The organism is Pseudomonas mendocina, from assembly GCF_900636545.1.
GTDB lineage: Bacteria > Pseudomonadota > Gammaproteobacteria > Pseudomonadales > Pseudomonadaceae > Aquipseudomonas > Aquipseudomonas mendocina.
The window spans coordinates 3,114,036-3,139,674 of the sequence record NZ_LR134290.1; the positions used below are offsets into that span (position 1 = coordinate 3,114,036).

A 25,639-nucleotide genomic window follows, 5' to 3' on the forward strand; every position below is an offset into this window, starting at 1 on the left:
GGCGCTTATGATAGCGGTTTTTACCCGGCTCGGCGCTCCTGCCGGCCAGGCCGATCTGGAGTTTCGCCATGCCCTCTGCCCCCATCGCCCGCCAGGAAGCCGGCAACGATCCCTATCGCTGGCTGGAGAACCGCGACAGCGAGGAAGTACTGGCCCATCTGCAGGCGGAGAACGCTTACCTGGAAAGCGTGCTGGAACCGCAGCAGGCGCTACGCGAGCAACTGTTCGAGGAGATCAAGGGGCGTATCCGCGAGACTGATCTGTCGCTGCCCACGCCCTGGGCCGACTACCTCTACTACCAGCGCACCACAGCGGGTGACGAGTATCCACGGCACTATCGCTGCCGCCGTCCTGCCGACGGTTCGCTGCAGGTCGACAGCGCCAGCGAAACGCTGCTGCTCGACCCCAACGAGCTGGCCGGAGGAGGCTTTCTTTCCGTCGGCGCATTCAGCATCAGTCCCGACCAGCAACGCCTGGCCTACAGCCTCGACAGCAGCGGCGACGAGATCTACCGCCTGTTCGTCAAGGAGCTGGACAGCGGCCAGATCAGCGAGCTGCCCTTCGACGGCTGCGACGGCAGCATGACCTGGGCGAACGACAGCCAGACGCTGTTCTTCACCGAACTGGACGACACCCACCGCCCCTACAAACTTTATCGTCACCGCCTCGGTGAGGCCGCAGCCGAAGCGGTATTCGAGGAAGCCGATGGCCGCTTCTTCCTGCATTGCTATCGCTCCAGCTCCGAACGCCAGTTGATTCTGCAACTGGGCAGCAAGACCACCAGCGAAGTCTGGGTGCTGGATGCCCAGAGGCCGCAAGACGCCTTCACCTGCCTGGCGCCCCGCGAGGAAAATCACGAGTACGACGTCGACCACGGCATGCTCAACGGCGAGTGGTGCTGGCTGATCCGCAGCAACCAGAGCGGTATCAACTTCGCGCTCTACCGCGCCACCGAGGACAAGCCGCAGCGCTCGCATTGGCAGCAGATTCGTCCACATGACCCGCAGGTGATGCTGGAAGGCGCTACGTTGAACCAACGCGCCATCGTCCTGGCGCTGCGCGAAGGTGGTCTGCCTATCCTCGAAGTGCAACCGCAAGGCCAGATGGCATATCGCGTGCAACTGCCGGATGCGGCCTACAGCCTCTACGTGCAGGACAGCCTGGAATTTGACAGCCCGGTGATTCGCCTACGCTACGAAGCGCTGAACCGCCCCGCGCAGGTACGTCAGCTGGAACTGGCCACGGGCGCACAACAGGTGCTCAAGCAGACGCCGGTGGAAGGCCCGTTCGATGCCGACGCCTATGAGAGCCGCCGTCTCTGGGCCAATACGGCCGAAGGTACGCAGATCCCCATCAGCCTGGTGGCGCGGCGGGAGGTGTTCGCCGCAGGCCAACCGGCCCCGCTTTACCTCTATGGCTATGGTGCTTATGGCGCCAGCCTAGACCCCTGGTTCTCTCATGCTCGCCTGAGCCTGCTCGACCGCGGCTTCATCTTCGCCATCGCGCACATCCGCGGTGGCGGCGAGATGGGTGAAGCCTGGTACCGTGCCGGTAAGCTTGCGCACAAGCAGAACAGCTTCGATGACTTCATCGCCAGTGCCGAACGCCTGATCGCCGAGGGCCTGACCACCGCCTCGCAACTGGCGATCAGCGGCGGCAGCGCCGGCGGCCTGCTGATCGGCGCCGTACTCAATCAGCGCCCCGAGCTGTTCGCCGCTGCCATCGCCGAAGTGCCCTTCGTCGACGTGCTCAATACCATGCTCAACCCGGACCTGCCGCTCACGGTGACCGAGTACGACGAATGGGGTGATCCGAACCAGCCCGAGGTCTTCGAGCGCATCAAGGCCTACGCCCCCTACGAGAACGTCAGGCCCCAGGCCTATCCGGCGATTCTCGCCGTGGCAGGCTACAACGACAGCCGCGTGCAGTACTGGGAGGCCGCCAAATGGGTGGCAAAACTGCGCCGCGACAAGACCGACGACAACCTGCTGCTACTCAAGACTGACCTCGGCGCGGGACATGGCGGCATGAGTGGGCGTTATCAGGGCATCAAGGATGTGGCGCTGGAGTACGCGTTCATATTCCGCGTACTGGGGATAGCGCACCCGTAGGAGCGGTTGAGCAGCATTCCGCTTGCCACGATATTTGGGGAATCGCGGCTGAAGCCGCTCCTACAAAAACCGACGCTCACTCCTGCTTGCGCTGCCCTTCCAGCCCCTGGCTGTTGCGGCGTATCTGCTCGTCCAGTTGAGGAATCGACTGATCGCCATTGGAACGAGGCGCCGCCCCGGGCAGGGGCTGCCCTTGGGGCGGCGGCAAGAGGGGCGCCGATCCCTGGCGCTTGATCGGTACTGCTGTCGAAGGCTGGCCATAAGGCTGTGGCGTCGCTGTTCCCGGCGAACCGGCCTCCGGGGCTGATGGCATGCGCATGGGCTGCTGCGCCCATGCCAATGTGGCGACGCTGGATGCCAGGATCATCGCGGCGAGAATAGGAATACGCATGATGGTTCTCCTGCTCGACTGGCTTTCGTTCTATTCTGGCAACACCTGCCCACGAACGTTCCAGCGAATCGCCTCATGAATACCACCAGCAAGCTCGACAAGATTCTCGCCGAAGCCCAGCAACGCCGCGAAACCAGTTACCGGGAAAAAGCGCTGCGCATGTACCCGCACATCTGCGGCCGTTGCGGCCGTGAGTTCAGCGGCAAGCGCCTGAGTGAACTGACCGTGCATCATCGTGACCATAACCACGACAACAACCCGGAAGACGGTTCCAACTGGGAATTGCTGTGCCTGTACTGCCACGACAACGAACACCAGCGTCAGGTCGATTTGCACTACCAGAAGGAAGAGGCGGCCAGTGCGGGCTCCGGCAGCAAGGTCACGCACAAGGGGCTGGCAGGTCTCGCAGCTCTGCTCGGCCAGGCTGACGCTAAACAGGAGTGAACCGCAGCCCCTAGCGAACCTGCTGGCGCACACGCTATGGGCTGCGCTCCCACACGGAGCCGGAGCAATCGGCAACCTGATGGATGATTCCAACTGGGAACTACTGTGCCTGTTCCGTCAGGACAACGAACACTCGCACACCTACCAGCAGTATTTCGCCGAAGGCCCCGCAATCCGCCAAATCGATCTGCAAGGCCTTTGGCGACCTGACCGGCCTGCTGAAAAAGGACTAGGGCCTGGCAGTCAGCACCGTATAATCGGGTCTTTTGCGAGTGCCACCGTGGCCAACAAGAGATACGCCTGCATCGGCCTGTTCAATCCGAAATCCCCGGAAAACGTCGGTTCCATCATGCGTGCAGCGGGATGCTATGGCGTCAGCTCGGTGTTTTACACCGGAACCCGCTACGACCGCGCCAAGGATTTCATCACCGATACCAAGAAGGTTCACCAGGATATCCCGCTGATCAATATCGATGATCTGCGCAAAATCCTGCCGCTGGGCTGCACGCCGGTGGCGGTGGAGCTGGTCGATGACGCCCGCGCCCTGCCTGCCTATACCCATCCAGACCGGGCGCTGTACATCTTCGGCCCGGAAGACGGCTCGCTGCAGCAGGAGATTCTCGACTGGTGCGCAGGTGAAGTGGTGTACATCCCGACTCAGGGCTGCATGAACCTGGCGGCCACGGTCAACGTGGTGCTCTACGATCGCCTGGCCAAAGGTAACAACACCCGTTCCGGCCCCTTGTTCTGAGCCTATCCGCAGAATAGAGGCCGAAGCGGTAGCGCTCAACGCAGCAGCCGCGTATCCAGCGTCTTCGACGGGCCGCCAATGACGTTCTCGGTGATATCGATGAAATCCTTGGTGCTGACCTTGTCCAGACGCATCAACCCGCGGGTGACGTCGTCCAGGGAGAGATTGCCCTTCTCCTTGGTCTTCTGGCGGATTTCCCGATCCAGCTCTTGCAGCAGCAGCACAGCACGCGCCGTGACCGGGCCGCTGGCATTGTCGGTGCGCAGGCTGTTGACCGGCTTGCTCCAGCGAATCAGCTGCTCGCGGATTTTCTGATAGCGGTCTTCGCTGATGCCGCCGGCGCGGCGCATCAGCTCAATGGCGTAGTACTCGGCCAGGCCTTCGGCGATCCAGTCACTGCGGTCGCGCCCATAGATACGGCCGAACACGTGCACCAGCTCGTGTACCAGCGAACTGGTGCCGTTCTCGCTGACCAGCGGACGGTCGGCGTGCATGTAGTAGGAGTTGGCCGCCGACAGGCCACCGCGCCACATCGGGTCGCCAGCGCCGACGATCAGCAGCTTGTCCGGATCGCGCGGAAACACCTGCTGCATCTGCGGCCAGACGAACGTGAGGAAGGTCATGATGTCCATGCGTCGCATGCCTTCGCCGATCGGCGCGGAAATGGCGACTTCGGTATCGCCCAGGCGCGTGCGGCGGGTGCCCAGCTTGCCGGCCAGCATCCAGCCGGTCGGGCGGTCGAACTTGCGTTCCGGGTTATCGATACGGAAACGATTCTTGCCGATGCGCGGCCAACCGGTTTCCACACTCTTCCAGCCCTTGGGCAGCTCGAACTGCAGGCGCGCCACCAGATCGGTCTTGTCACGCTGATCGAGCTTGGCCGCGGGCACCAGATCGTCCCCGCGAAACAGCGCCCAGTCATCGGTCATCCTGGCATCGTAACGGCCAGGCTTGCGCTCGCTGTCGATCAAGACCCGATAGCTGAGCACGCTCTTACCCTCGCCCGGTTGCCATTTGCCACGCCCGGCAACCTCCTGCGACCACTGGCCATCGGCCTTGAAGTCGCTGAAGCGCCCATCTTCGCCAAGATTGAAATCGAGGCTGCGTACGCGCTCGCCCTTCTCCAGCGTGATGCTGACCTCGGCCTGATGGCTCTCGGGCAGAAAGCGCACGTGATAATCCAGATCGACCTTCTGTGTAGCGGCGAAAGCCGGCAGGCTCAGAAGCAGCAGAGACGAGTACAACGGCAAGCGAAGGGACATCGAGCAACACTCCTGATGCGGGACATGGCGGCATATGACCGCTGCGCCACAGGGCAAATTCCATGGACGGACGACAGATTTGCCACGAAGCCGCGCGGCAATCAACCAGCGCGAAAAATCAGATGATCTTCCCAGTCATCTTCGGCCACGCTGTTCTCGCTGAGCATACGTCCCGACTGGGAAATCCGCTCGGCATGTACCGCCTCCGGATCACCGCTCACCAGGTGATGCCAGCGCGGAAGATCCTTGCCTTCACTGACCAGACGGTAGGCGCAGGTCGGCGGTAGCCATTGGAACTGATCGGCCTGCGCCGGGGTGAGCTGGATGCAGTCGGGCACATGCTTGACCCGATTGGGGTAGTCACTGCACCGGCAGGTCTGCAGGTCCAGCAGTTTGCAGGCGATACGCGTGTAGTAGACGGCGCCATCGTCCTCGTCTTCGAGCTTCTGCAGGCAGCACAGACCGCAGCCGTCGCACAGCGACTCCCACTCGCCCGGGTCGAGCTGGGCGAGCGTCTTGCGTTTCCAGAAGGGTGCGAGGTTGGCGGCCATGAGAGCAGTATGGACTCGGGTGGAAAAAAGCGCGGCAGTCTAGCCTGGACAGCAGGCAGGGCCAAGCGGCCTTGACCCAACGGTTTCAGTACCCGCGGACAAAGTCCACTTCACCACGCAGTGGTTCGCCGGCTTGCCAGCGCGTCAGGTTATCGATGAACAGCTCGCCCATCAGCGTCGGATCGGTAGGCGCCGAGCTGTGACCGGTGAGCAGCAGGCGCGGCGCCGTCCAGAACGGGTGGCCTGGCGGCAGAGGTTCCTCACGGCAGACATCGATCACTGCAGCCGCCAGTTGGTTGCGCTCGAGCGCCGCGAGCAGATCGGCGTCGACCACCGCAACGCCGCGCCCGGCATTGATCAGCACCGCCTCTTCGCGGAAATGCGCCAATAGATCGGCATCGTACAAATCGCGGGTTGTCGGTGTGTCCGGCAGCAGGTTGACCACGTAGTCGGCCCAGACGACCAACCGTGGCAAGGCTTCCATGGCCGCCACTTCGGCAAAGGGCGCCTGCTCACGTGCCTGACTGGCCACACCACGCAGCTGTACGCCGAACGGCTGCAGAAAAGTGGCTACGGACTGACCGATATCACCACAACCGACCACCAGCACGCGGCGCCCACGCAGGCTGCGCGGCAGGCTGTGATCCCAGCGCTGCTCGACCTGCGCTGCCAGCCGCGCGAACAGTCGCCGCTCATGGGCCAGCATATGGCCGAGCACGTATTCGGCCATCACCTGGCCAAAGATGCCAACGGCGCGACTCAGGCGATAATCTCGCGGCAGGCCGGCCGCCAGCAACGGCGTGATCCCCGCCCAGGTCGACTGCAGCCACTGTGGACGCAACCCTTCGCGCAGCAAGGGCGCGAGCAGGTCAGGCGGCCCCAGCCACAGGTCACATCCGCCAGCTAGCGCACGCAGCTGTTCGGGCTGCGTGCTGGCTACCAGCTGCAAGTCAGGACAGGCGCTACGAATGCGCTCGGCATAGAGGGCGTGGTCGCTTTCGGCAATCAGCAAACGCATGCTTCACACCGGATCGTTACGGCACAGCAATTCGTCAGGCAGGTGCTGAATGTAGTCTTCTTCTGGCGGCGGCATCTGCAGGTGATAACCCTGCTTCTCGAGATTTTCCAGCACCGTGGCGATGTCTTCCCGTGCCAACTGGCGCTCCGGGCTGAGCACCAGGTCGAAGGCATGCGCAGGTGGGCCGAACACAGCGAGCAGGCCCTCGGGCACGCGGGTCAGGGCCTCGGCCTTGAGTACGTAGAGGTACATCTCGTTCTTGCGCGGGCTCTTGTAGATGGAACAGATGCGTTTCACGCGGATTCTCCTTCAGCGGCCAGGCAGTCCAGAAGAGCCTGGCCCATCAATTCCCGGCGCCAGCCACGCAGGGAATCAGGCAGTTGGTACGGACCATTGGGAAAGCCGCTTTTCAGCAGGGCCTCCAGGGTTTTCTTGCGCAACATCAGCTCGGGCACGATATCCAGGCGTTCGCCCTCGCGCTGGCCGACGGCGCGAAGCTTCTTGAGCAGCGCCGAGGCTTCGATCGGCAACGGCTCGGGCAAGGCCTCGGGCCATTGCTCGGGGGGCAGCGCCGCGGCCTCGCGAATCAGCTTCAGCAGGGTTTCGCCATCCTGGCGCACGGTCTTCGGGTGCATGTCCTCGATACGCGCCAGCGCCACCAGGTTATCCGGTTGGGTACGCGCCAGCGGCCACAACGAATGCTCGCGCAGCACGCGATTACGCGGCTGATTGCGCGCCCTCGCCTCGCGCTCGCGCCAGGCGCACAGCGCGCGCAGCACCGCTTGTTGCTGACGCGACAGTTTCCAGGCCAGCTTGGCCTCGCGCCAGGCATCCTCGGGCGCCACTTCACGGCTCAGGTTGGCCACCAGTTCGGCACCGTCCTCCAGCACCCACTCGACCTTCTGCGGCGCCAGGCGGGCCATCAGCGCACGGTACACTTCGACCAGATGCAGCACGTCTTCGGCGGCGTAGCGCACCTGCAGCTCGGACAGCGGCCGCTGCAGCCAGTCGGAACGTGTTTCGCCCTTGGGCAACTCGATATCGAGCAGGGCCTGCACCAGGCGCGAGTAGCCCATGGAGAAACCGAGGTTGAGATAACCCGCGGCCAATTGCGTATCGAACAGCGGCGCCGGCAGGCTGCCGCTCAGGCGCAGGAAGACCTCCAAGTCTTCACTGCACGAATGCAGCACCTTGACCACGTTCGGCGCTTCGAGCAACGCAGCGAAAGGCCGCCAGTCACTGATGCGCAAGGGGTCGATCAGATAGGCGCCGTCGCCGCCGCTGACCTGCAGCAGCCCGGCGATGGGGTAGAACGTGTCGACGCGCATGAACTCGGTGTCCAGCGCGACGAAAGGCAGCGCCTGCCAGGCGGCGCAATGCTCGGCCAGGCCGGCGTCGTCGAGAATCCAGTGAATGTCGTTAGCCACGCGGCTCTCCCATGAACAATGCCGCGCAGTATATATGCCCAGGCCATCGCACGGGGCGCGGCCTGCCGTCGATCAGCGGAACTGTGTAATCTGTGCCGCGCACCACCTCCGACACGGAAGAACAACAATGCTGAAAAAACTGCTTGCCCTGCTCGTCGTGCTGCTGGCTGCAGCGGCCGGTTACCTCGCCCTTACCCCGAGCCCAATCGATCCGCTGCCCTGGGACGCCGCGCCAGCCCCGGCGATGACTGGCGTACTGGAGCCCAACGACACCCTGATGAAGGCCGAGCTGCTGGCACGCGGCCAGGTTCACGGCCCGGAAGACACTGCCGTCGATGGCCAGGGCCGGGTCTACGCTGGCCTGCATGATGGACGCATAGTGCGCGTTCTGGCAGACGACAGCCTGGAAACCTTCGCCGATACTGGCGGCCGTCCGCTGGGCATGAGCTTCGACGCCAGTGGCAACCTGATCGTCGCCGACGCCTACAAGGGGCTGCTGAGCATCGACCCGCAGGGCGCGATCAAGGTGCTGAGCACCGAGGCGGACGGCCAGCCCTTCGCTTTCACCGATGATCTGGATATTGCCAGTGACGGCACCATCTACTTCAGCGACGCTTCATCACGCTTCGAACAGCCGGACTACCTGCTCGATCTGCTCGAAGCCCGCCCGCATGGACGCCTGCTGAGCTACGACCCGGCCAGCGGCAAAACCCACGTGTTGCTCGATGGCCTGTACTTCGCCAATGGCGTGGCACTCTCGGCGAATGAAGACTTCGTCCTGGTCAACGAGACCTATCGCTATCGCATCACTCGCTACTGGCTCAAGGGCGACAAGGCCGGCCAGCACGACATCTTCATCGACAACCTGCCCGGCCTGCCGGACAACCTGCAGGGCGACCGCAAGGGCACGTTCTGGGTGGCGCTACCGACCCCACGCAAGGCCGACGCCGACTTCCTCCATCGCCACCCTTGGCTCAAGGCGCAACTGGCCAAGCTGCCGCGCGCAATGTGGCCGAAGGCGATCCCTTACGGTTTCGCCATCGCCCTCAACGAGAAAGGCGAGATCGTCCGCAGCCTGCACGACACCAGCGGCACGCACCTGCGCATGGTCACGTCGGTGAAGCCGGTGGGTGATTACCTGTACTTCGGCAGCCTGGACAACGATCGCATCGGCAAACTGCAGATTCACTAAACGAGAGCCCACCTGCGAATGACACCAAAAAGGCATAGCGGTCATTCGCAGTCGTGCCCAAACTGGTGGGCTGAAGCGGATCGCCGCCCGGCCCACCCTCAGGGCGTGCTTCAGCCCGCCTAATCGAAAGGCTGCAGACTCAGACCTTCTGGGCAATCCAGATGGTGTGCCGCGTGCCCCGATTACCGTGGGCATACACCTGCACCGCCTCGCCCCTGAAACCTGCCTTGCGCACTTTCTCGGAAAACGCGTGGTCGGCGCTGGACGACCACACCGCCAACATGCCCTTGGGCCTCAGCGCTTTGGCGCATTGGCGCAGGCCGTCCATGCTGTACAGCCAGTCATTGCCCTTCTGAGTCAGGCCTTCGGGGCCATTGTCGACGTCCAGCATGATCGCGTCGTAACGCTGCGCGGCTGCTTGCAGCACCTTGGCGACGTCTTCCTGAATGATCAGTGCACGCGGGTCGTTCAAGGGGTAACCGGCTTTCGCCCCCAACGGGCCGCGGTTCCACTCGACCACCCCTGGCACCAACTCGGCCACCGCCACCTCGGCATCCGCGCCCAGGTGTTGGAGTGCCGAGGCCAGGGTGAAGCCCATGCCCAGACCACCGATCAGCACCCGCGCCTGTGGACGACCGGCGATCTGCTTGCAGGGAATCGCCGCCAGGGCATCTTCCGAGCCGTGCATGCGCGTATTCATCAGTTGCCCGCCATCACCACCGGCGATCTTGATGACGAAATCTTCCCCATATTCGAACAGGTTCAACGCACCATTCGTACCCGGGATCGGAGCGGTGTCGAGCAGGACAAAACGTTTCATGCGTGGCGAGGGCCTGTGTAGCGAGCGTGAGGGCAGGCAGCATGCCTGAATCACTCGGGCAACACAGCCCCGCGCCAGAAATGACGAGGCCCCGCGTTCACACGCGGGGCCTCGAGGTCATAGCAGCGCTGCATTCAGAATCCGGTCAACGTCAGACTCTGCGCAGCTATCAGACCACGCCTTGCGCCAGCATCGCATCGGCGACCTTGACGAAGCCGGCTATATTGGCACCCTTGACGTAGTTGATGCGGCCATTCTCTTCACCATGGTGCACACAGGCGTGGTGAATGTTCTGCATGATGCCATGCAGACGCTCGTCCACCTCGCCGGCACTCCAGTGCAGACGCATGGCGTTCTGGCTCATTTCCAGGCCGCTGGTGGCCACACCGCCGGCGTTGGACGCCTTGCCCGGTGCGTAGCAGATGCCGGCCTCGACGAACAGGTCCACCGCTTCGAGGGTCGAGGGCATATTGGCGCCCTCGGCCACACAGATGCAGCCATTCTTCAGCAGCGTGCGAGCGTTTTCGCCGTCCAGCTCGTTCTGCGTCGCGCAGGGCAGCGCGATGTCGCACGGCAGGTCCCAGGGGCGCTGGCCGGCGAGGAACTGCAGACCGTAGTGCTCGGCCATTTCACGCAGACGGCCACGGCGCACGTTCTTCAGGTCCATCAGGTACCACCACTGCTCATCGCTCAGGCCGCTCTCGGCATAGAGAGTGCCCTCGGAGTCGGACAGCGAAATCACCCGGCCGCCCAATTCCATGACCTTCTGCGCCGCGTACTGGGCAACGTTGCCGGAACCGGAGATGGCCACGCGCTTATCTTCGAAGCCCTGGTCGATGCGCTTGAGCATCTCCTGGGCGAAATACACGCAACCGTAGCCGGTGGCTTCCGGGCGGATCAGGCTGCCGCCGTAGCTCAGGCCCTTGCCGGTCAGCACCGAGGTGAACTGATTGGACAGGCGCTTGTACTGGCCGAACAGGTAACCGATCTCGCGCCCACCGACACCGATGTCACCAGCCGGCACATCCAGGTCGGCACCGATATGGCGATACAGCTCGGTCATGAACGACTGGCAGAAGCGCATCACTTCGCCCTCGCTCTTGCCCTTGGGATCGAAGTCCGAACCGCCCTTGCCGCCACCCATGGGCAGCGAGGTCAGCGAATTCTTGAACACCTGTTCGAAAGCCAGGAACTTGAGTACGCCCAGGTTCACCGAGGGATGGAAACGCAGGCCACCCTTGTACGGGCCGATGGCGCTGCTCATCTGGATACGGTAACCACGGTTGACGTGCACCTGACCACGGTCGTCGACCCAGGGTACACGGAACAGGATCGCGCGCTCGGGCTCGACCATGCGCTCGAGAATACCGGCATCGCGATAGCGCGGATTGGCTTCGAGGAAAGGCCACAGGCTACGCACGACCTCTTCCACCGCCTGGTGGAATTCTGGCTGGTCGGGATCGCGCTGTTTCAGGCGCGCCAGGAAAGAATCAACGGACAACGACATGCGGCACCTCGACACCACAAAGACAAAAGTGGCCGGCACTCTATCAGGCAGCAAAGCACCAAAACAGATCAAAATGTCGCTTTGATGAAACTTTTTAGTGCATTAGCCCAAGCCGATGCTCAAATAACCCGTTTTAAAGCCCTCTGTAAATATCGAGACGCGCACCATAATCCACCCTACCGCGCACAGTTTTCGACCACCACCGGCACTTCGAGCGGCGCTAACGGCGGAGCTTCGGCGCCCTGCAGCAGGACCTCCATGCTCTGCCGCGTATCGGCCATCAGGGTCGCAAGGCTTTCGCGGTCATAGCGACTGGCATCGATAGCCGAACCGATCAGCAATTGCACCGGTTGATCGAGATTCAGGCGCCAGGTGCGTGCCGGCAGCACATGCTGAATACCGCGGATGGCCACCGGGACGATCATGGCATCGGTGTCCAGCGCCAGGTGGAAGCAGCCCTTCTTGAACGGCTGTAGGTGGCCATCCGCCGAGCGGGTCCCCTCCGGCGCAGCCCACAGCACGATGCCGCTTTCCATCATCTGACGGGCACGCAGCAGATCACGCCGGGCCTGCTGTGGATTGTGCCGAGCCACCGAGGGAAACTCGGCCGCGCGCATGGCGCGACCAAGAAACGGAATGCGATACAGCTCGCTCTTGGCCAGCATGCGAATCGACCCGGGCATGGCGACGAAGCTCGCTGGAATGTCGTAGTGGCTGGAATGCGTGCAGAGAATCAGGTAACGCCGGCCATCATTGAAATCCGGGCACTGGCCGTGCACGGTCATATGCATGCGCACCAGGCGCAGTAATACCGCCGACCAGGCGCGGGTATAACCATCGACATGCTCACGGCGCAGTCGCCCCAAGGCGGCACGGCCAATCACCAGCAGGCAGAAATATAGCGTCACACTCAGGGACCCCAGCGCCACGCCGACACGGCGGGCCAAATTGGCGCTGTGCGCGATGGGTTGCAGACTCAGCATGAAACGGCTCCTTACGTATCGGGAGATCGATCCGGGTGCAGCGGATTGGCTAGGCGGTATGATGCCGGCAAACGCGTCCACGACACAGGAGGCACCATGTCACTCGCTCAACTGATCAGCGCGCCACACCTGCAGCAACGCCTGGGGCAGGAGAACCTGCTGGTACTCGACTGCCGCTTTGCCCTCGAAGACCCGGCCTATGGCCGCCGCAGCTACCTCGACGGGCATATCCCCGGCGCTCACTTCCTCGACCTCGAACAGGACCTGTCCGCCCCGGTGATCAAGGGCGTAACCGGTCGTCACCCGCTACCAGACCCAAGCTCACTGGTCGAACGCCTGCGCAGCTGCGGCCTGCGCGCGGACAGCCAGGTGGTGCTGTACGATGATGGCCCCGGCGCCTACGCGGCGCGGGCATGGTGGCTGCTGTTGTGGCTGGGCAAGCGCGACGGCCTTTACCTGCTCGATGGCGGCCTGAAGGCCTGGCGCGAGGCCGACCAGGAGCTGACCATTGCTCCGCCAGAGAACACCCCCGGTGATTTTTCCGCGCAACCCGACAGTGACCTGCTGCTGAGTGCCGAACAACTGGCCCTGCGCCTGGGCAATCCGGATCTCACCTTGCTCGATGCCAGAGCACTGCCGCGCTTTCGTGGCGAAGTGGAGCCACTCGACCCGGTCGCCGGACACATTCCTGGGGCGCAATGCGCAGCCTTCACCGACAACCTCGACGCCGACGGCAGATTCCTGCCCGCACCAGTGCTGCGCGAGCGTTTCGACAAACTACGCGGTGACCGCCCAGTGGAAAACCTGGTGGCCTACTGTGGCTCCGGCGTTACGGCCTGCCACAACCTGTTCGCCATGAGCCTGGCCGGCTATCCGCTGGCCCCGCTGTATGCAGGATCATGGAGCGAATGGATCACCGATCCGTCACACCCGATCGCAACGGGTGACTGACAATGAGTTTTAAGCACCAATCGAAATATGCCCAATAACTCAAAGCTGGAATCAATTTAAAAACAGCCCTTTACAGCTGAAATATCGCACTAGACTTGAAAATGAGCGGCTAACCCCGCTCCCGGTGGGGCCTTTATCGAAGATCCACTAGAAAAGCTGCCACGCGCCCGGCCCCACCGGCACCCTCCGCGAGGATGTCATGGGAATAGCCGCCTGCGATCTCAGCCAGCACGTGATCCGCCCTACCCTTCTCTATCTGCAGCGCCATAGCGCCACGGCCGAAGCCCTGTTGCTGGGCGCTGCAGCCTGCCAATCGGCACTTGGCAGCGCGCTGGACACCCCGCAAGGCCATGGCTTGTATCGCATCAGCGAGCAGCGCCATCAGGCGCTCTGGGATAAGCATCTGGCCTTCGACCCGGAGCTTGCCAGCCGCGTCCGCGGCCTCGCCAGCCAGCACGCCTTCCTCGAAGCACCGCACCTGGAATTGACGGTCAACCTGCGCTACGCCACGGCAATCGCCTGGCTGCTGGTGGAAGCCGAAAAACTGGAACTACCCGCAGCCAATGACCTGATGGCCTTGGGCCGAATCTGGTGCAAGGTTTTTCAGCCGCAAGGTCGTCAGCGTGACTTTCTCGAAGCCTGGCAACGCTGCATCGAGCAGGTGAGCCAGGTAGCCTGACCAAGTCGTCAGAAAACGACCTCGAAGAAGATCAATGTCAAATCTCACCAATTGTCCGACAATGCGCTCTATTTCGGGAACTTCAGCGCCTTGGCAGCAGTCAGGAAAAACTGTAGCGTGCGCCCCCCTCGCCTCACCACAGGAGCTTCCCCGTGAGCAAACGCCTTCTCAAGACCGGTCTGGCCGTCGCCATCACCGCCACATCCAGCTATGGCTTCGCCAGTGGCTTCGCCCTCAACGAGCAGAGCATTTCCGGCATGGGCACCTCCTTCGCCGGTCGCTCTTCGTCCGCCGACGACGCCAGCACAGTGTTTGGCAACCCCGCAGGCATGGCTCGCCTCAAGCGCGATGAGGTCTATGTCGGTGCCGCGGCCATTTATGCCAAGAGCGATATCAGCCATGCCACGGCCAACTCTGCCTTCGGCCCCGTGGCCGGTAGCAATGACGGCGACATGGTGCCCGTTACCGGTGTTCCCATGGGGTACTACGTCAAGCCGCTGGACGACAAGGTCGCCTTCGGCCTCGGCATTTACGTACCGTTCGGCCTGATGACCGACTACGAAAGCGGCTACCAAGGCCGCTACTACGCCGACAAGAGCTACGTGCGTGTCATTACTGTGCAACCGACGCTCAGCTATCGCTTCAACGACAAGCTGTCGGTAGGCTTCGGTCCCACCTTCAACCATATCGAGGGTGAGCTTTCCTCTTCGCTCAATGCCGGCACAGAGGACGGTAAGGTGAAGGTTAAAGGCGATGATACGGCGGTCGGTTTTAACGTCGGCGTGCTGTACGAATTCACTCCGCAAACCCGTCTAGGTATGACCTACCATTCACGCGTGAAGTACGAGCTCGAGGGCGATACCCAGGTACGGGTCGGTGGTGCACTGGCAGGCCTGGCCGGTAAGTACGATGCCTCGCTCGACCTTACCACTCCCGAATCAGTTGACCTTTCGTTAACCCACGAACTTGATGATCGCTGGACCTTGTACCTCGGCAGTACTTGGACACGCTGGAGTCGCTTCAAGGAAATCCGTATCGAAAACGAAACCTCTACGCTGCCGCCACCACTGGCTACCATCGTCGAGGAACAGAACTGGCACGACACCTGGGCCCATGCGATCGGTCTGTCGTACAAGCTCAATCCGCAGTGGACGCTGCGTACCGGTGTCGCCGTCGACCAGTCGCCAACCAACAACGTCGACCGCTCGCCGCGCGTGCCCTCCGGCGACCGCACCATCTTCAGCGTTGGTGCTGGCTGGAGCCCGAATCAGGACATGACCATCGACCTGGCGTACTCCTACCTGCAGGAGGAATCGGTGGACGTCAACCACGCCAGCGCTACCCGTGGCACCTACCGCGCACGCTACAAGAACAGCGCGCACGGCCTGGGGGCCTCGCTCAGCTACCGCTTCTAATCGAGGCTCGGCATTGGCTAAACTCACGCGGCAGAACAACAATAAAAGCCGCGTGAGAACATCATGACTGCCCTCTGCACCACCCTGCCCGACAATCTCCGCCTGCTGCTGGTCGACGACCACCGCATCTTCCTCGATGGCCTTTCCCTGGCCTTGTCACCACTGAGCCAGAACCTGCAGATCCATACCGCGCACAGTGCCGCCGAAGCGGAGCAACGCCTGCGCCAGCATGGCTATGACCTGATCCTGCTCGACCTGCGCCTACCTGACGAACCCGGTATCGAGCTGCTGCAACGCTGGCTGGCACGCGGTGAGAGCACGCCGGTGGCAATCCTCAGTGCCAGCGACTCGACGCTGGAGGCGCAGGCCGCTCTGGCCGCTGGTGCGCTGGGATTCATCTCCAAGAGTTCCGATGGCAATGCCCTGCGCCGGGCTGTGACTCGCGTTCTGCTGGGTGAAACGCTGCCTGTACCGAGTAGCCCATCGCCGCTGACGCCCAGGCAGTTGGAGATTCTTCGACTGCTGGCTGAGGGCCTGCCAAACAAGGTCATCAGCCGCCAATTGGGCTTGGCCGAAGATACGGTGAAGACGCACCTCAAGGCGCTGTTCGAAACCCTGGCCGTGCATACTCGCACCGCCTGCGTCAGCGCCGCCCGACAACGCGGCTGGCTGTGATCAGCAAACCGCCTGACGCACCTGTAGCTGAGTGGCCAGAACTTGACGCAGACGCGCCGGTAGCAGCGGTTTGCCGAGAGGAATGACATGGGCCGGCAGACAACGCTCGTGCAGTTCGGGGCTAAGATCCGCCGTGATCAACAGGGCCGGCAACATCTGCCCGGCAGCCTCGCGCAAGCGCTCGATAGCCTGCAGACCATCGCCCTGCTCGGCCAGTCGATAGTCGCTGATCAGCACCTGAGGAATAGCCTGCTGCAAGGCACGCAGCGCACTGGCCAGATCGCCGCAAGCCTGTACCTCGCAGCCCCAGCGGCTCAATAACCCCGCCAGAGCTTCGCGCCCGGCGGTGTCGTCCTCGAGCAGCAGGATGCGCCCATGCAGCACCAGCGCACCGTCATTTCGCGGCACCTGCACGGGCACCTCGGCCGCTGGAAGGCGCAGAACGAAACGTGCCCCGACACCAGGCCGGGAATGCAGTTGCAGCGAATGCTCCAGCACCTCGGCCAGCTGTCGCACGATGGCCAGCCCCAGCCCTAGACCACGTTCGGCATTACGCCCCGGATTGTCCAGTTGACGAAACTCCTCGAAAACCAGCGTCTGCTCGGCTTCGCTCAGGCCGCGGCCGTCGTCGGCCACCACCAGCTCGACGACATCACCATCAGGCTGCGCACTCAGGGTCAAGTGCTGCGCCTGTGCATGCAGCACTGCGTTGTTCAACAGGTTGCGCAGCAGTCGCTCGAGCAGTAGCGGGTCGCTGCGCGCGCCACAATCGTCGCAGTTCAACTCCAGATGCAGGCCTTGCTGTTGCGCCTCCGGGGCCACTTCGGCGATCAGCCGTTCGAGCAATGGACGCAGGGCGAATGCATGTGGCCTGGCCTGCACGCCACCTGGCAAGGTCAGGCGGGTGTAGTCGAGCAGCGACTGCAACAGACGCCCCAGTTGCTCGACCGAAGCGGCCAGCCGCGCACTGATGCGCCGGGTCTGCGGGTCACCCCCCTGCTCCACCAGATGCTCGGCGTACAAGCCCATGGCATTGAGCGGCTGGCGCAAGTCATGGCTGGCCGCCGCCAGCAGGCGCAGTTTGCGTGCGTCATCGGCTTCGGCACGCTGGCGCGCCAGATCGAGCAGGCGCAGATTCAACCAGGCACCACGCTGGCCATGCTCCTGCATATAGGCGCCGACGGTACCGATCAGATTGGCGCAGAACAGAAACAGGCCCTGGTAGGCCAGTTCGCCTCCGGTCTCGCCGAACAACACGCCAAGGCCGACGAACAGCAGGCAGAAACCCCAGCTGCACAGGCTGATCGCGCGGAATGACAACCCCAGCAAGGCGTAGCCGAACAGCAGGATGAGAAACAGGCCGTCATAGGGCATCGCCACGCCCTGCTGCCAGCACAGGTGGACGATCAGCGCGACGCTGACACCGTTGATCCAGTAGGCCGCGGCATAGACCAGCAGTACCCTCGCAGACGGCACCTCGAGGCGGCGGCAATAGAGGTAGGAGAGCGATACTGCCGTCAGCGCCACCAGGCGCAGCGGCAGCACGGACAGGCTGATAGGCAGAGGCATGAGCAGGAAATCGAGCAGCGCATAGATCAGTTGAAACAGCGCTGCGGTAGCGGCGATCAGAGGCAGACGGCGACGAATGCGCTGAACCCTATGCTCGGTGAACCCGACCTCCAGCTCCGTAGCGAAACGCAGAGCGCGATAGCCTCGGCGCTGCTGAGCGAGCAGCAAGGGTTCACTCATGAGTAGCGCTCGTCAGGGTTCGAGCGGCTCCGGCTGTTTCGCGGCGATGGCGTCATAGGTCTCCACACGATGTCGATCTTCACGGCTGAACAACCGCTCACGTAGCTGGCGTCGCAGCGTTTGGCCATCGCCCTCGCTCAGTCCTCGACCTTGCAGACCGGCCAGTTCGTCGCGATAGGCGTGGTAGCGCTGCTGCCAGTCGCGCTCGCGGCGCTGCTCATCCAGCAGGCGTTGAACCGTGTGCGGATCATAGGTCATCGCCAGAAATTCGCGCACCTGCTGCTCGTCCGCTCCGTCGCGCCATAGCTGCTCGCTACGCTGCAACTGTTCCAGCGCCACTTGCTGGCGCTGCTCGCTGGCGCGCATGGCATCGGGCAGATGTGCACGTAACTGATCGGCCATCTGCGTTCGCTGAGCATCGCTGAGATCGGCGCGCTGCTGCAGCGCCAGGTTGTCGAGTGTATAGCGAGCATAGGCCTGCTCGGCGCCGAACAACGCCTCCTGTGCGGCGGCGGAAAAATGCGCGCGGCGTAGTTCATCCAGGCGCGTGAAAGCTGCTTGCAGAGCCTGCAACTGCGCCCCTGGGTCGACCTGCTGGCGTGCATCCAGAGGTTGCTGCATCAGTGCAAGGCTGGCGCGCTTGTAGTCCAGGTAATCACCTAGCAGGCTGATCAGTTGCCCGAGCGCGGGCTCAGGCAGGCGCGCCCTGGCATCAGCCAGCAGCGCCTCGATCACCGCATCGAGGCCAGAGCGATCGACGGCACTGAGGAAATAATCGAAGTAGTCGCGAATCCCCAGGTCGAGCACCAGGTTGCCCGTGGCATCGACCCGCAGTTGACCATCCACCTCGGTGCCAGCCAGGCTGGGCAAGCCCGCCGCAGTTGGTGCCTGACTCGGTACAGATCGCATAGCCGAGGGCCACGCAGGCATCTGCGCCGAAGTCCGCGCTGAGGGCACGACGACCGCGACCAGTGGCGCCGACTCGGGCAGAGCTGCCGGCCAACGCCAGTACAGCGTAAGGCCAGCGGCCACCAGCACGGCAACCAGAGAAAGGCTGAAGAATCTGGACATGCGACCTCGCTGCGGCGGGGCACCCCGCCGTTTTCGTCAGGGATCAGACGCCCTTGTTCTTCAGGCGATTGGCATGTTGGCGGTACAGCGACACCGGCTCGGTCCAGCCGCGGATGCCAAACAGGTGGTTGATCGCATCCACGTGGTTCATGTTATAGCCGTCGTCGATCACCTGCCCCAGGTAGGTCGAGCAGACACCGACCAGACCGTCGTTCTTCTCGCTGCCGAAAACCAGCCCGGTAAAGGCCAGGAAGGGGTCGGCTGCGTCCAGCACGTTGGTGTAGGCGGCGTTACCGGTCCAGGAGTAATAACGGATGCTGTGCCCGCGCACGTTGTGCACTTCGCTGGATTTGGCGCAGTAGCTGCTTGTGTTGACGCCCCAAGGATGACGGCTGTTCAGCGCGCTGGTACCTGCAGTGGTCAGGGTGCCCAGTGCATTGATGCCGCTTTGCGGATTGCTCGAACCGGACAACAGGTTGATGACTGCCCCAAGGGCATTGGCGATGGCATTGGCACCGCCCTCGATGCCACTGCCCGGCGGCAGGACACCGCGCACCACATCGGCCACCTTGGAACCCTTGTTGACACCATTGATCGAGGTTACCGAGGCCACCAGATCGGGGCGCAGCGAGGCGGCCACTCGTGAAGTCGGCGAACCCTGGCTGTGGCCTATCAGGTTGACCTTGCCACCACCGGCGGTGGCCCAGGGTACGATCTGCCGGGCCACTTCAGCGCCGCGCTGCTCGCTGTCGTTGAACGCTGCGACGCTGGCGACGTGAACCCGAGCACCATCACGCTCCAGATTCCAGGGGATGGTGTGGAAGTAGTTGACCAGACCGCCGATGGTGTTGAATCCGGTCACGCCGTGCACCAGCACGATCGGATACTTGGTCTTGGTGTAGTTGGCCTGGGCCTCGACGGCGCCAAGCAGAGCGAGGGTTGCAACGGTAGCGGTATAGACGCGACGCATGGGTGCCTCCTTATTGTTCTTGTTGGGCACGCCGGGAAACTGCGTCCGGCGCTCGAACAGTCTAGGGAGGCACGCGAACACGGCCCATCGCCCAGATGGGTGAAGGACGGTGAAGTGGAAAGGCTCAGATCCTGTTCAACGTCTCGCGAGCCAGAGCCATGCAATACGAGGCGGCAACGGTCGGAATCGCGGGCGACTGTACCGAGCACAATCAGCAGTATTCAATTCGCTCGCCCTTCAGGCAGCGCTAAAGCGCGTTAGCCGCAAGCGGCCTGCCGAGCCTTGACGCACCTGGCTTTGAATAGGTTCTCAGGGTTGCGAGGCGATGGCTTGCTCGACGGCGGCGATCAGCTCGGGATCGTCCGGCTTGGTCAGGCTGGAGAAACTGGCCACCACCTTGCCCTGGCGGTCGACCACGTACTTGAAGAAATTCCAGCGCGGCGCCCTGCTCTGCTGCGCCAACCCCTTGAACAGGGGAATCGCGTCATCGCCAGAAACCGGTTGCGGCTCGGTCATGGCGAAGGTCACGCCATAATTAACGTAGCAGACAGTGGCCGTCTCCTGGCTGTCAGCAGACTCCTGACGGAAATCGTCGGACGGCACGCCCAGCACTTCCAGCCCCTGATCCTTGTAGCGCTGGTAAAGCGCTTCGAGTCCTTTGAATTGTGGGGTAAAGCCGCAGAAGCTGGCGGTATTGACCACCACCAACGGCTTGCCGGCGAACTGACAGAGCTCGATGCTCTCGCCCTTGGCGCGCAGCTTGGGCAGTTCACCCTGCAGCATCGCCGGGCACTCGGCAGCCAACACCGGCAGCGCCAGACCGGCGAGCAGCACAACACAGGCAAAACGGCGAAGAGACATGGCGATGACCTCGGGCAACAACACATTTTTTCGCCACGCTACTCGCAGCCCAGTCCTCAGGCAACTAGCAGATGCCGACACCTAGTTGCAGCAAGGCCAGCCCGCCCTGGCGCCAGCCCCACCAGGCCAGCGCCAACAGCAAACCGAAGGCCAGCGCCACGGCACTGAATGTCAGCACCTTGCGGCTCACGCCGGCGCCCCCTGCAGGCGCGCCACCGGCACCTCGCGCACCGGCCAGTTGAGCGCGGCAGCCATCAGGCTGAGGCCGATGGAAATCTGCCAGACCAGGTCGTAGCTGCCGGTGGTGTCGTAGAGGTAACCGCCCAGCCAGCCACCGAGGAAGGAGCCCAGTTGGTGGAACAGGAAGACGATACCGCCGAGCATCGACAGGTTGCGCACACCGAACAGGGTGGCCACGGTGCCGTTGGTCAGCGGCACTGTCGACAGCCACAGCAGGCCCATGGCGATGCCGAACAGATAGGCGCTCCACTGCGTCAGTGGCGCCAGCAGAAACAGCGTGATCACCACGCCACGCAACAGGTACAGGATGCTCAGTAGACGCGGCTTGGCCATGCGGCCGCCGAGCCAGCCGGCGATGTAGGTACCGAAGATATTGAACAGGCCGACCAGTGCCAGCACCGTGGTGCCGGTCAGCGCCGGCAGGTGATGATCGACCAGATAGGCCGGCAGGTGCACGGCAACGAACACCACCTGAAAGCCACAGACGAAAAAGCCCAGCGCCAGCAGCCAGAACCCCGAATGGCTGGTGGCCTCGCGCAGCGCCTCACCCAAGGTTTGCTGCGGGCCGGTGCTCACCGGTGACGGCGCCTCGTTGATCATCGCGGCCAACGGCAGGATCAGCGCGACCAGCAGGCCCAGCGCCAACAATGCCGAAGACCAGCCCAACCAGCCGATCAGGCCCAGCGTACCCGGCAGCATGGCGAACTGGCCGAAAGATCCGGCTGCCGCAGCGATGCCCATGGCCATGCTGCGCTTCTCCGCCGGAACCGCACGGCCGACTACGCCCAGAATGACCGAGAACGAGGTACCGGACAGGCCGATACCGATCAGCAGGCCAGCGCTCAGCGACAACGACAGAGGCGAATCCGCCATGCCCATGCACAGCAGCCCCAACACATAGAGCACCCCGCCGGTGACGATGGCCTTGCGCGCGCCAAAGCGGTCGGCCAGTGCTCCAGTGATCGGCTGCGCCAAACCCCAGATCAGATTCTGTAGCGCGATGGCGAAGGCGAACACCTCGCGGCCCCAGCCGAACTCCGCACTCATCGGCGGCAGGAACAGGCCGAAACCATGGCGGGTGCCAAGCGATAGCGCCAGGATCAGTGACGCGCCAAGCAGCAGCCAGGTGGTTGAGCGCCATGCAGTTGTCATCGTTGTCTCCAGCAGACGGCCGCCAGCGACCGTTCAGGCAGTAAAGGGCCCATCAGGCCAGTTCGTCGAGCAGTTTCATCAACTCGGTACGGCGCTCTGCGCCCAGCCGAGCATTCAGCTCGCACTGCGCCTTCTCCCACAGCGGCAGCGCCTGTTCGATACGTTGCAGACCGGCCTCTGTGAGCCGTATCTCGCGAGCGCGCAAATCAAGCCCTTCCCCCAGTTGCACCAGCCCCTGTTCTTCCAGAACCCTCAGGTTGCGTCCCAGGGTGCTGCGGTCCAGCCCCATGGCTTCGGCCAGCGCGGAAATGCTCGGCCGCCCGAGCCGCTGCACATGGCGCAGCAGGGAAAACTGGGCAGCCCCAAGCCCGACGCCAGCCAGCGCGTCATCGTAGCGACGGGTCACGCCACGGCTGGCACGGCGCAGTTGGGTACAAAGACAGGAAGTCGGCAACATGGATACAGGTATATACCCGCATCAGCGATTCGCACTCATACAGTTACGTAGCGCGTCGCCATAACAGTTGCTTCAGAGGCTCAATGCCAGCGCCAGCAATGCAGCACACTCGGCCAGTTCCACCAGGGCCCCAGCGGTATCGCCTGTGGTACCGCCCAGGCGCTGCATCAGCGCACGACGCAGCCAGACGAACAGCAACAATGCCGTGACCAGCGCCAGCAACCCCAAGCAGCCGAACAGCAGCATACCCAGCAGATGCGCACCGAGCACCCAGGGCAACTGATGGCGCGGCAGATGATCGACCAGCGCCTGACCCAGGCCGCCGGCGCGGACATAAGGCGTAGTTGCCAGCAACAGCGGCAGCAGGCTGCGCCCCAGCCAGGGCAGCAGTATCAGGTAGGCGCCCTTTCCGGCTTGCAACAACGTCAGCAGCGCAGCGAACTTGAGCAACAGCAGCAGGAGCAGGACCACCACGGCGATCGGCCCGCTGCGTGGGTCCTTCATGATCGTCAGCGTGCGCTCACGGTCGCCAAAACCGCCCACCCAGGCATCTGCGGTGTCGGCAAGGCCATCCAGATGCAACCCTCCACTCAGCCCCACCCACAGAGCCAGGATGATCGCGGCCTGCAACAGAGCCGAAGTCTGCCCCAGCAGTAGATGTGCAAGCCACAGCAACAGGCCGAGCAACAGCCCTACCACTGGATACCAGAGCAGCGAGCGCCCCATCTGCTCGGGCGTCGGCATGCCCGGCAGACTGACCGGTAGTCGCGTAAGGAACTGCAGGGCAATCAGCAGTGGAGTCATGGCAACTCCGTCAGTTGCCCGTCGGCGTCCAGGCTCAGGCGAAAGCGCTGGGCGTAACCGACATTGACCTGCAGCAGATCCTGGCGCGGCAGGCCACGTGCCCGCGCCAACAGCAGGCGCATCACGCCACCGTGAGTAACCAGCAGCAGACGCTGGCCGACATACGCCGTCACCAGCCCCTGTAAGGCAACGAGTACGCGTGCCTCGAACTGCAGCAGCGGCTCGCCATTGGGCGGCGTGAAGGCATACGGGTCGGCCCAGAAGCGTCCCAGCGCTTCTGCATCGGTTTCCATCAGTTGCGCAGCGCTACGCCCTTCCCAGTCACCGAAATGCAGCTCCTGCAGCCCCGGCTCATAGTGCAGAGGCAATCCATGAGCCGCCGCCACTTCCTCGGCGAAGCGCGCGCAGCGCTGCAGCGGCGAACTGATCAACCGATCCCAGGGCCCAGCCCAGTGCACGGCGGCGCGCAACTGTGCCCAGCCCTGTTCGGTCAGCGCGTCATCCAGGCTGCCGCGCAAGCCGCCGCCCTGCTCCGTCTCACCGTGACGCAGCAACTCCAGATAGAGCATCAGCTCGGTCTCTCGGCCACGGCGGCTTCGGCGAAGGTCGCCATCTGTGCGTGCAGGGCACAGGCCAGACGCAGCAAGGGTACGGCCAAGGCAGCCCCGCTGCCCTCGCCCAGGCGCAAGCCCAACTCCAGCAGCGGCTCGGCCTGCAGCGCCTGCAACACACGCACGTGACCTGGCTCGGCACCGTGGTGGGCGAACAGCAGCCAGTCGCGGCAACCAGGGTTCAGGCGTACCGCGAGCAAGGCGGCGACGCTGCAGATGAAACCATCGACCAGTACCGCGATGCCCTGCTGTGCAGCTGCCAGGTAGGCGCCAACGAGAGCGGCGATCTCGAAGCCGCCAAGGTGGACCAGCGCCTGCAAGGGGTCATCGATCTGCGCCCGGTGCAGTGCCAGCGCCGCATCGATGACCTGCGCCTTGTGCGCCACGCCTGCGCCGTCCAGCCCCGTGCCGGGGCCGGCCAGATCGCTCGCCGGGCAGTCCAGCAGCCAGCAGGCCAGCGCTGCCGCAGCGGTGGTATTGCCAATGCCCATCTCGCCCCCCACGAGCAGGTCGCAGCCTAAGGTGCGGGCACGCAGAATGCTGTCGCGTCCCGCCTCCAGACAAATCACTGCCTGAGCCAGAGTCATGGCCGGATCGCGGGCGAAGTTCTGCGTACCGGCGCCAACCTGCAGGTGCCTTACCCCGGGCAGCGGCGGCAACGGCTCGGCAGTGCCCAGGTCGACCACATCCAGTGCGGCGTCCAACTGACGCGCCAGCACGCTGATGGCCGCGCCGCCAGTGACGAAGTTGGCCAGCATCTGCCCGGTCACGGCCTGCGGGTAGGCGGAAACACCTTCGGCTACCACGCCATGATCACCGGCAAAAATAGCGATCCACAGCTTGTCCAGGCTCGGTCGTTCGCGCCCCTGCAGCGCAGCCAGATGAATGGCCAGCGCCTCCAGCCGGCCGAGCGAGCCGGCCGGCTTGGTCAACTGTTGCTGACGGGCTTCAGCCTTGGACCGGGCAACGTGATCGAGCGGCTGACACGGCCCCTGCCACCATTGCAGACTCATAATGCATCTCCCTTGAGCACCATGGGCAGCCCGGCGACGGTGAACACCACGCGCTGACTGCGCTCGGCCAGCGCCTGGTGCAGCCAGCCAGCCTCATCGACATAACGACGCGTCAGTTCGCCCAGCGGAACCACCCCCAGCCCGGTTTCGTTGCTGACCAGCACAATGCGCCCCGGTAGCTCGCCCACGCAGCCCAGCAACGCCTCATGCTCGGCTGCCAGCCGAGCCGGATCATCCTGCATCAGCAGATTGGTCAGCCACAGGGTCAGGCAGTCCACCAGTAGGCAGCGCCCGGGGGCGGCCTGTTCGCGCAGTACGCGAGCCAACTCCAGCGGCTCTTCGACCAACGCCCAGTGCGCCGGTCGCCGCGCGCGATGCTGCACGACACGAGCGTTCATCTCGCCATCGAGTGGCTCGCTGGTGGCGATGTACACCACCTCCAACCCCGATTTATCAGCCAGTTTCTCGGCCAACCGGCTCTTGCCCGAACGGGCGCCGCCGAGGATCAGTTCAAGCATTGTCACTCCGTGGTGT

The 25,639-nt window shown here is 63.5% G+C and carries 28 protein-coding genes and 1 pseudogene; 9 read left to right on the forward strand and 20 right to left on the reverse strand.

The window, feature by feature from the left end:
* Positions 1-68: 68 nt before the first annotated feature.
* Complete coding sequence (locus tag EL191_RS14365) at positions 69-2,111, forward strand: S9 family peptidase (protein WP_041980917.1); 2,043 nt, start codon at positions 69-71, stop codon at positions 2,109-2,111.
* A gap of 76 nt (positions 2,112-2,187) precedes the next feature.
* Here EL191_RS14365 and EL191_RS14370 read toward each other — a convergent pair whose 3' ends face one another.
* Positions 2,188-2,502, reverse strand: coding sequence for a hypothetical protein (locus EL191_RS14370; RefSeq protein ID WP_041980916.1), 315 nt, complete (start codon positions 2,500-2,502; stop codon positions 2,188-2,190).
* Between the two features lie 75 nt (positions 2,503-2,577).
* On the opposite strand from EL191_RS14370, the gene EL191_RS14375 reads away from it, so the two are divergent.
* The 3 genes and pseudogenes from EL191_RS14375 (at position 2,578) to EL191_RS14385 (ending at position 3,697) form a co-directional block, all read left to right on the forward strand.
* Positions 2,578-2,946, forward strand: coding sequence for a YajD family HNH nuclease (locus EL191_RS14375; RefSeq protein WP_013716181.1), 369 nt, complete (start codon positions 2,578-2,580; stop codon positions 2,944-2,946).
* A gap of 73 nt (positions 2,947-3,019) precedes the next feature.
* Positions 3,020-3,179, forward strand: a pseudogene (locus EL191_RS24595) (YajD family HNH nuclease); the annotation flags it as partial.
* 47 nt (positions 3,180-3,226) lie between these two features.
* Positions 3,227-3,697: an RNA methyltransferase gene (locus tag EL191_RS14385; RefSeq protein ID WP_026042123.1), complete on the forward strand. Its 471-nt coding sequence runs from the start codon at positions 3,227-3,229 to the stop codon at positions 3,695-3,697.
* A 35-nt stretch (positions 3,698-3,732) separates the two neighbouring features.
* On the opposite strand, the gene EL191_RS14390 is transcribed toward EL191_RS14385, so the two are convergent.
* From EL191_RS14390 to rnd, 5 genes are all read right to left on the reverse strand, one after another.
* On the reverse strand, positions 3,733-4,959 hold the full coding sequence (locus EL191_RS14390) for a gluzincin family metallopeptidase (RefSeq protein WP_041980915.1): 1,227 nt from the start codon (positions 4,957-4,959) through the stop codon (positions 3,733-3,735).
* Between the two features lie 101 nt (positions 4,960-5,060).
* Complete coding sequence (locus EL191_RS14395) at positions 5,061-5,510, reverse strand: YcgN family cysteine cluster protein (RefSeq protein ID WP_041980914.1); 450 nt, start codon at positions 5,508-5,510, stop codon at positions 5,061-5,063.
* A gap of 85 nt (positions 5,511-5,595) precedes the next feature.
* A complete protein-coding gene (locus EL191_RS14400) occupies positions 5,596-6,528 on the reverse strand; it encodes a D-2-hydroxyacid dehydrogenase (protein WP_041980913.1) in 933 nt (310 codons plus the stop codon).
* Positions 6,529-6,531: 3 nt separating this feature from the next.
* Positions 6,532-6,825, reverse strand: a complete 294-nt coding sequence (locus tag EL191_RS14405; protein ID WP_013716186.1) for a YcgL domain-containing protein — start codon at positions 6,823-6,825, stop codon at positions 6,532-6,534.
* Positions 6,822-7,955 (reverse strand): ribonuclease D, encoded by a 1,134-nt coding sequence (gene rnd, locus EL191_RS14410; protein ID WP_013716187.1) that lies wholly within the window; start codon positions 7,953-7,955, stop codon positions 6,822-6,824. Before rnd ends, EL191_RS14405 begins: the two co-directional genes overlap by 4 nt.
* A gap of 127 nt (positions 7,956-8,082) precedes the next feature.
* Here rnd and EL191_RS14415 point away from each other — a divergent pair, with 127 nt between their 5' ends.
* Positions 8,083-9,147 carry an SMP-30/gluconolactonase/LRE family protein gene (locus tag EL191_RS14415; RefSeq protein ID WP_041980911.1) on the forward strand — a complete coding sequence of 355 codons (1,065 nt, stop codon included), beginning with the start codon at positions 8,083-8,085 and terminating at the stop codon, positions 9,145-9,147.
* A gap of 139 nt (positions 9,148-9,286) precedes the next feature.
* On the opposite strand, the gene EL191_RS14420 is transcribed toward EL191_RS14415, so the two are convergent.
* The 3 genes from EL191_RS14420 to EL191_RS14430 form a co-directional block, all read right to left on the reverse strand.
* Positions 9,287-9,967, reverse strand: coding sequence for a spermidine synthase (locus EL191_RS14420; RefSeq protein WP_041980910.1), 681 nt, complete (start codon positions 9,965-9,967; stop codon positions 9,287-9,289).
* A gap of 169 nt (positions 9,968-10,136) precedes the next feature.
* Positions 10,137-11,474: an NADP-specific glutamate dehydrogenase gene (gdhA, locus tag EL191_RS14425; RefSeq protein ID WP_041980909.1), complete on the reverse strand. Its 1,338-nt coding sequence runs from the start codon at positions 11,472-11,474 to the stop codon at positions 10,137-10,139.
* Between the two features lie 176 nt (positions 11,475-11,650).
* Positions 11,651-12,457: a lysophospholipid acyltransferase family protein gene (locus EL191_RS14430; protein ID WP_041980908.1), complete on the reverse strand. Its 807-nt coding sequence runs from the start codon at positions 12,455-12,457 to the stop codon at positions 11,651-11,653.
* Positions 12,458-12,553: 96 nt separating this feature from the next.
* On the opposite strand from EL191_RS14430, the gene EL191_RS14435 reads away from it, so the two are divergent.
* From EL191_RS14435 to EL191_RS14450, 4 genes are all read left to right on the forward strand, one after another.
* A complete protein-coding gene (locus EL191_RS14435; protein ID WP_013716192.1) occupies positions 12,554-13,408 on the forward strand; it encodes a sulfurtransferase in 855 nt (284 codons plus the stop codon).
* 199 nt (positions 13,409-13,607) lie between these two features.
* Positions 13,608-14,087 carry a hypothetical protein gene (locus EL191_RS14440; protein ID WP_013716193.1) on the forward strand — a complete coding sequence of 160 codons (480 nt, stop codon included), beginning with the start codon at positions 13,608-13,610 and terminating at the stop codon, positions 14,085-14,087.
* 152 nt (positions 14,088-14,239) lie between these two features.
* The gene (locus EL191_RS14445) at positions 14,240-15,502 is read left to right on the forward strand and encodes an OmpP1/FadL family transporter (protein ID WP_013716194.1); all 1,263 of its coding nucleotides are present in this window, start codon (positions 14,240-14,242) and stop codon (positions 15,500-15,502) included.
* Between the two features lie 63 nt (positions 15,503-15,565).
* A complete protein-coding gene (locus tag EL191_RS14450; RefSeq protein WP_013716195.1) occupies positions 15,566-16,177 on the forward strand; it encodes a response regulator transcription factor in 612 nt (203 codons plus the stop codon).
* Here EL191_RS14450 and EL191_RS14455 read toward each other — a convergent pair whose 3' ends face one another.
* The 11 genes from EL191_RS14455 to cobU form a co-directional block, all read right to left on the reverse strand.
* Entirely contained in the window at positions 16,178-17,926 is a 1,749-nt protein-coding gene (locus EL191_RS14455) for a hybrid sensor histidine kinase/response regulator (protein WP_041980906.1), read from the reverse strand.
* 12 nt (positions 17,927-17,938) lie between these two features.
* Positions 17,939-18,997 (reverse strand): lipase secretion chaperone, encoded by a 1,059-nt coding sequence (locus EL191_RS14460; protein WP_041980905.1) that lies wholly within the window; start codon positions 18,995-18,997, stop codon positions 17,939-17,941.
* Between the two features lie 43 nt (positions 18,998-19,040).
* Positions 19,041-19,967, reverse strand: a complete 927-nt coding sequence (locus EL191_RS14465; RefSeq protein WP_041980904.1) for an esterase/lipase family protein — start codon at positions 19,965-19,967, stop codon at positions 19,041-19,043.
* A 309-nt stretch (positions 19,968-20,276) separates the two neighbouring features.
* Positions 20,277-20,828, reverse strand: coding sequence for a glutathione peroxidase (locus tag EL191_RS14470; RefSeq protein WP_041981026.1), 552 nt, complete (start codon positions 20,826-20,828; stop codon positions 20,277-20,279).
* Positions 20,829-20,892: 64 nt separating this feature from the next.
* Positions 20,893-21,018 (reverse strand): hypothetical protein, encoded by a 126-nt coding sequence (locus tag EL191_RS24665; protein ID WP_017362893.1) that lies wholly within the window; start codon positions 21,016-21,018, stop codon positions 20,893-20,895.
* Positions 21,015-22,220: an MFS transporter gene (locus EL191_RS14475; RefSeq protein ID WP_017362894.1), complete on the reverse strand. Its 1,206-nt coding sequence runs from the start codon at positions 22,218-22,220 to the stop codon at positions 21,015-21,017. Before EL191_RS14475 ends, EL191_RS24665 begins: the two co-directional genes overlap by 4 nt.
* A 52-nt stretch (positions 22,221-22,272) precedes the next feature.
* Positions 22,273-22,677: a MarR family winged helix-turn-helix transcriptional regulator gene (locus tag EL191_RS14480; RefSeq protein ID WP_041980903.1), complete on the reverse strand. Its 405-nt coding sequence runs from the start codon at positions 22,675-22,677 to the stop codon at positions 22,273-22,275.
* 72 nt (positions 22,678-22,749) lie between these two features.
* On the reverse strand, positions 22,750-23,481 hold the full coding sequence (locus EL191_RS14485; RefSeq protein ID WP_041980902.1) for an adenosylcobinamide-GDP ribazoletransferase: 732 nt from the start codon (positions 23,479-23,481) through the stop codon (positions 22,750-22,752).
* Positions 23,478-24,050 (reverse strand): alpha-ribazole phosphatase family protein, encoded by a 573-nt coding sequence (gene cobC / locus EL191_RS14490; RefSeq protein WP_041980900.1) that lies wholly within the window; start codon positions 24,048-24,050, stop codon positions 23,478-23,480. The genes EL191_RS14485 and cobC overlap by 4 nt, the downstream gene beginning before the upstream one ends.
* On the reverse strand, positions 24,050-25,105 hold the full coding sequence (gene cobT, locus EL191_RS14495; RefSeq protein WP_041980899.1) for a nicotinate-nucleotide--dimethylbenzimidazole phosphoribosyltransferase: 1,056 nt from the start codon (positions 25,103-25,105) through the stop codon (positions 24,050-24,052). Before cobT ends, cobC begins: the two co-directional genes overlap by 1 nt.
* Entirely contained in the window at positions 25,102-25,623 is a 522-nt protein-coding gene (gene cobU / locus EL191_RS14500; protein WP_041980898.1) for a bifunctional adenosylcobinamide kinase/adenosylcobinamide-phosphate guanylyltransferase, read from the reverse strand. The genes cobT and cobU overlap by 4 nt, the downstream gene beginning before the upstream one ends.
* Positions 25,624-25,639 lie beyond the last annotated feature (16 nt).

What these genes read in the sequence shown, in the direction of transcription:
- EL191_RS14365 (WP_041980917.1), top strand. Translation starts at nt 69, where the DNA reads ATGCCCTCTGCCCCCATCGCCCGCCAGGAAGCCGGCAACGATCCCTAT.
- EL191_RS14370 (WP_041980916.1), bottom strand. Translation starts at nt 2,502, where the DNA reads ATGCGTATTCCTATTCTCGCCGCGATGATCCTGGCATCCAGCGTCGCC.
- EL191_RS14375 (WP_013716181.1), top strand. Translation starts at nt 2,578, where the DNA reads ATGAATACCACCAGCAAGCTCGACAAGATTCTCGCCGAAGCCCAGCAA.
- EL191_RS14390 (WP_041980915.1), bottom strand. Translation starts at nt 4,959, where the DNA reads ATGTCCCTTCGCTTGCCGTTGTACTCGTCTCTGCTGCTTCTGAGCCTG.
- EL191_RS14395 (WP_041980914.1), bottom strand. Translation starts at nt 5,510, where the DNA reads ATGGCCGCCAACCTCGCACCCTTCTGGAAACGCAAGACGCTCGCCCAG.
- EL191_RS14400 (WP_041980913.1), bottom strand. Translation starts at nt 6,528, where the DNA reads ATGCGTTTGCTGATTGCCGAAAGCGACCACGCCCTCTATGCCGAGCGC.
- EL191_RS14415 (WP_041980911.1), top strand. Translation starts at nt 8,083, where the DNA reads ATGCTGAAAAAACTGCTTGCCCTGCTCGTCGTGCTGCTGGCTGCAGCG.
- EL191_RS14420 (WP_041980910.1), bottom strand. Translation starts at nt 9,967, where the DNA reads ATGAAACGTTTTGTCCTGCTCGACACCGCTCCGATCCCGGGTACGAAT.
- gdhA (WP_041980909.1), bottom strand. Translation starts at nt 11,474, where the DNA reads ATGTCGTTGTCCGTTGATTCTTTCCTGGCGCGCCTGAAACAGCGCGAT.
- EL191_RS14430 (WP_041980908.1), bottom strand. Translation starts at nt 12,457, where the DNA reads ATGCTGAGTCTGCAACCCATCGCGCACAGCGCCAATTTGGCCCGCCGT.
- EL191_RS14435 (WP_013716192.1), top strand. Translation starts at nt 12,554, where the DNA reads ATGTCACTCGCTCAACTGATCAGCGCGCCACACCTGCAGCAACGCCTG.
- EL191_RS14440 (WP_013716193.1), top strand. Translation starts at nt 13,608, where the DNA reads ATGGGAATAGCCGCCTGCGATCTCAGCCAGCACGTGATCCGCCCTACC.
- EL191_RS14450 (WP_013716195.1), top strand. Translation starts at nt 15,566, where the DNA reads ATGACTGCCCTCTGCACCACCCTGCCCGACAATCTCCGCCTGCTGCTG.
- EL191_RS14455 (WP_041980906.1), bottom strand. Translation starts at nt 17,926, where the DNA reads ATGAGTGAACCCTTGCTGCTCGCTCAGCAGCGCCGAGGCTATCGCGCT.
- EL191_RS14460 (WP_041980905.1), bottom strand. Translation starts at nt 18,997, where the DNA reads ATGTCCAGATTCTTCAGCCTTTCTCTGGTTGCCGTGCTGGTGGCCGCT.
- EL191_RS14465 (WP_041980904.1), bottom strand. Translation starts at nt 19,967, where the DNA reads ATGCGTCGCGTCTATACCGCTACCGTTGCAACCCTCGCTCTGCTTGGC.
- EL191_RS14470 (WP_041981026.1), bottom strand. Translation starts at nt 20,828, where the DNA reads ATGTCTCTTCGCCGTTTTGCCTGTGTTGTGCTGCTCGCCGGTCTGGCG.
- EL191_RS14475 (WP_017362894.1), bottom strand. Translation starts at nt 22,220, where the DNA reads ATGACAACTGCATGGCGCTCAACCACCTGGCTGCTGCTTGGCGCGTCA.
- EL191_RS14480 (WP_041980903.1), bottom strand. Translation starts at nt 22,677, where the DNA reads ATGTTGCCGACTTCCTGTCTTTGTACCCAACTGCGCCGTGCCAGCCGT.
- EL191_RS14485 (WP_041980902.1), bottom strand. Translation starts at nt 23,481, where the DNA reads ATGACTCCACTGCTGATTGCCCTGCAGTTCCTTACGCGACTACCGGTC.
- cobC (WP_041980900.1), bottom strand. Translation starts at nt 24,050, where the DNA reads ATGCTCTATCTGGAGTTGCTGCGTCACGGTGAGACGGAGCAGGGCGGC.
- cobT (WP_041980899.1), bottom strand. Translation starts at nt 25,105, where the DNA reads ATGAGTCTGCAATGGTGGCAGGGGCCGTGTCAGCCGCTCGATCACGTT.
- cobU (WP_041980898.1), bottom strand. Translation starts at nt 25,623, where the DNA reads ATGCTTGAACTGATCCTCGGCGGCGCCCGTTCGGGCAAGAGCCGGTTG.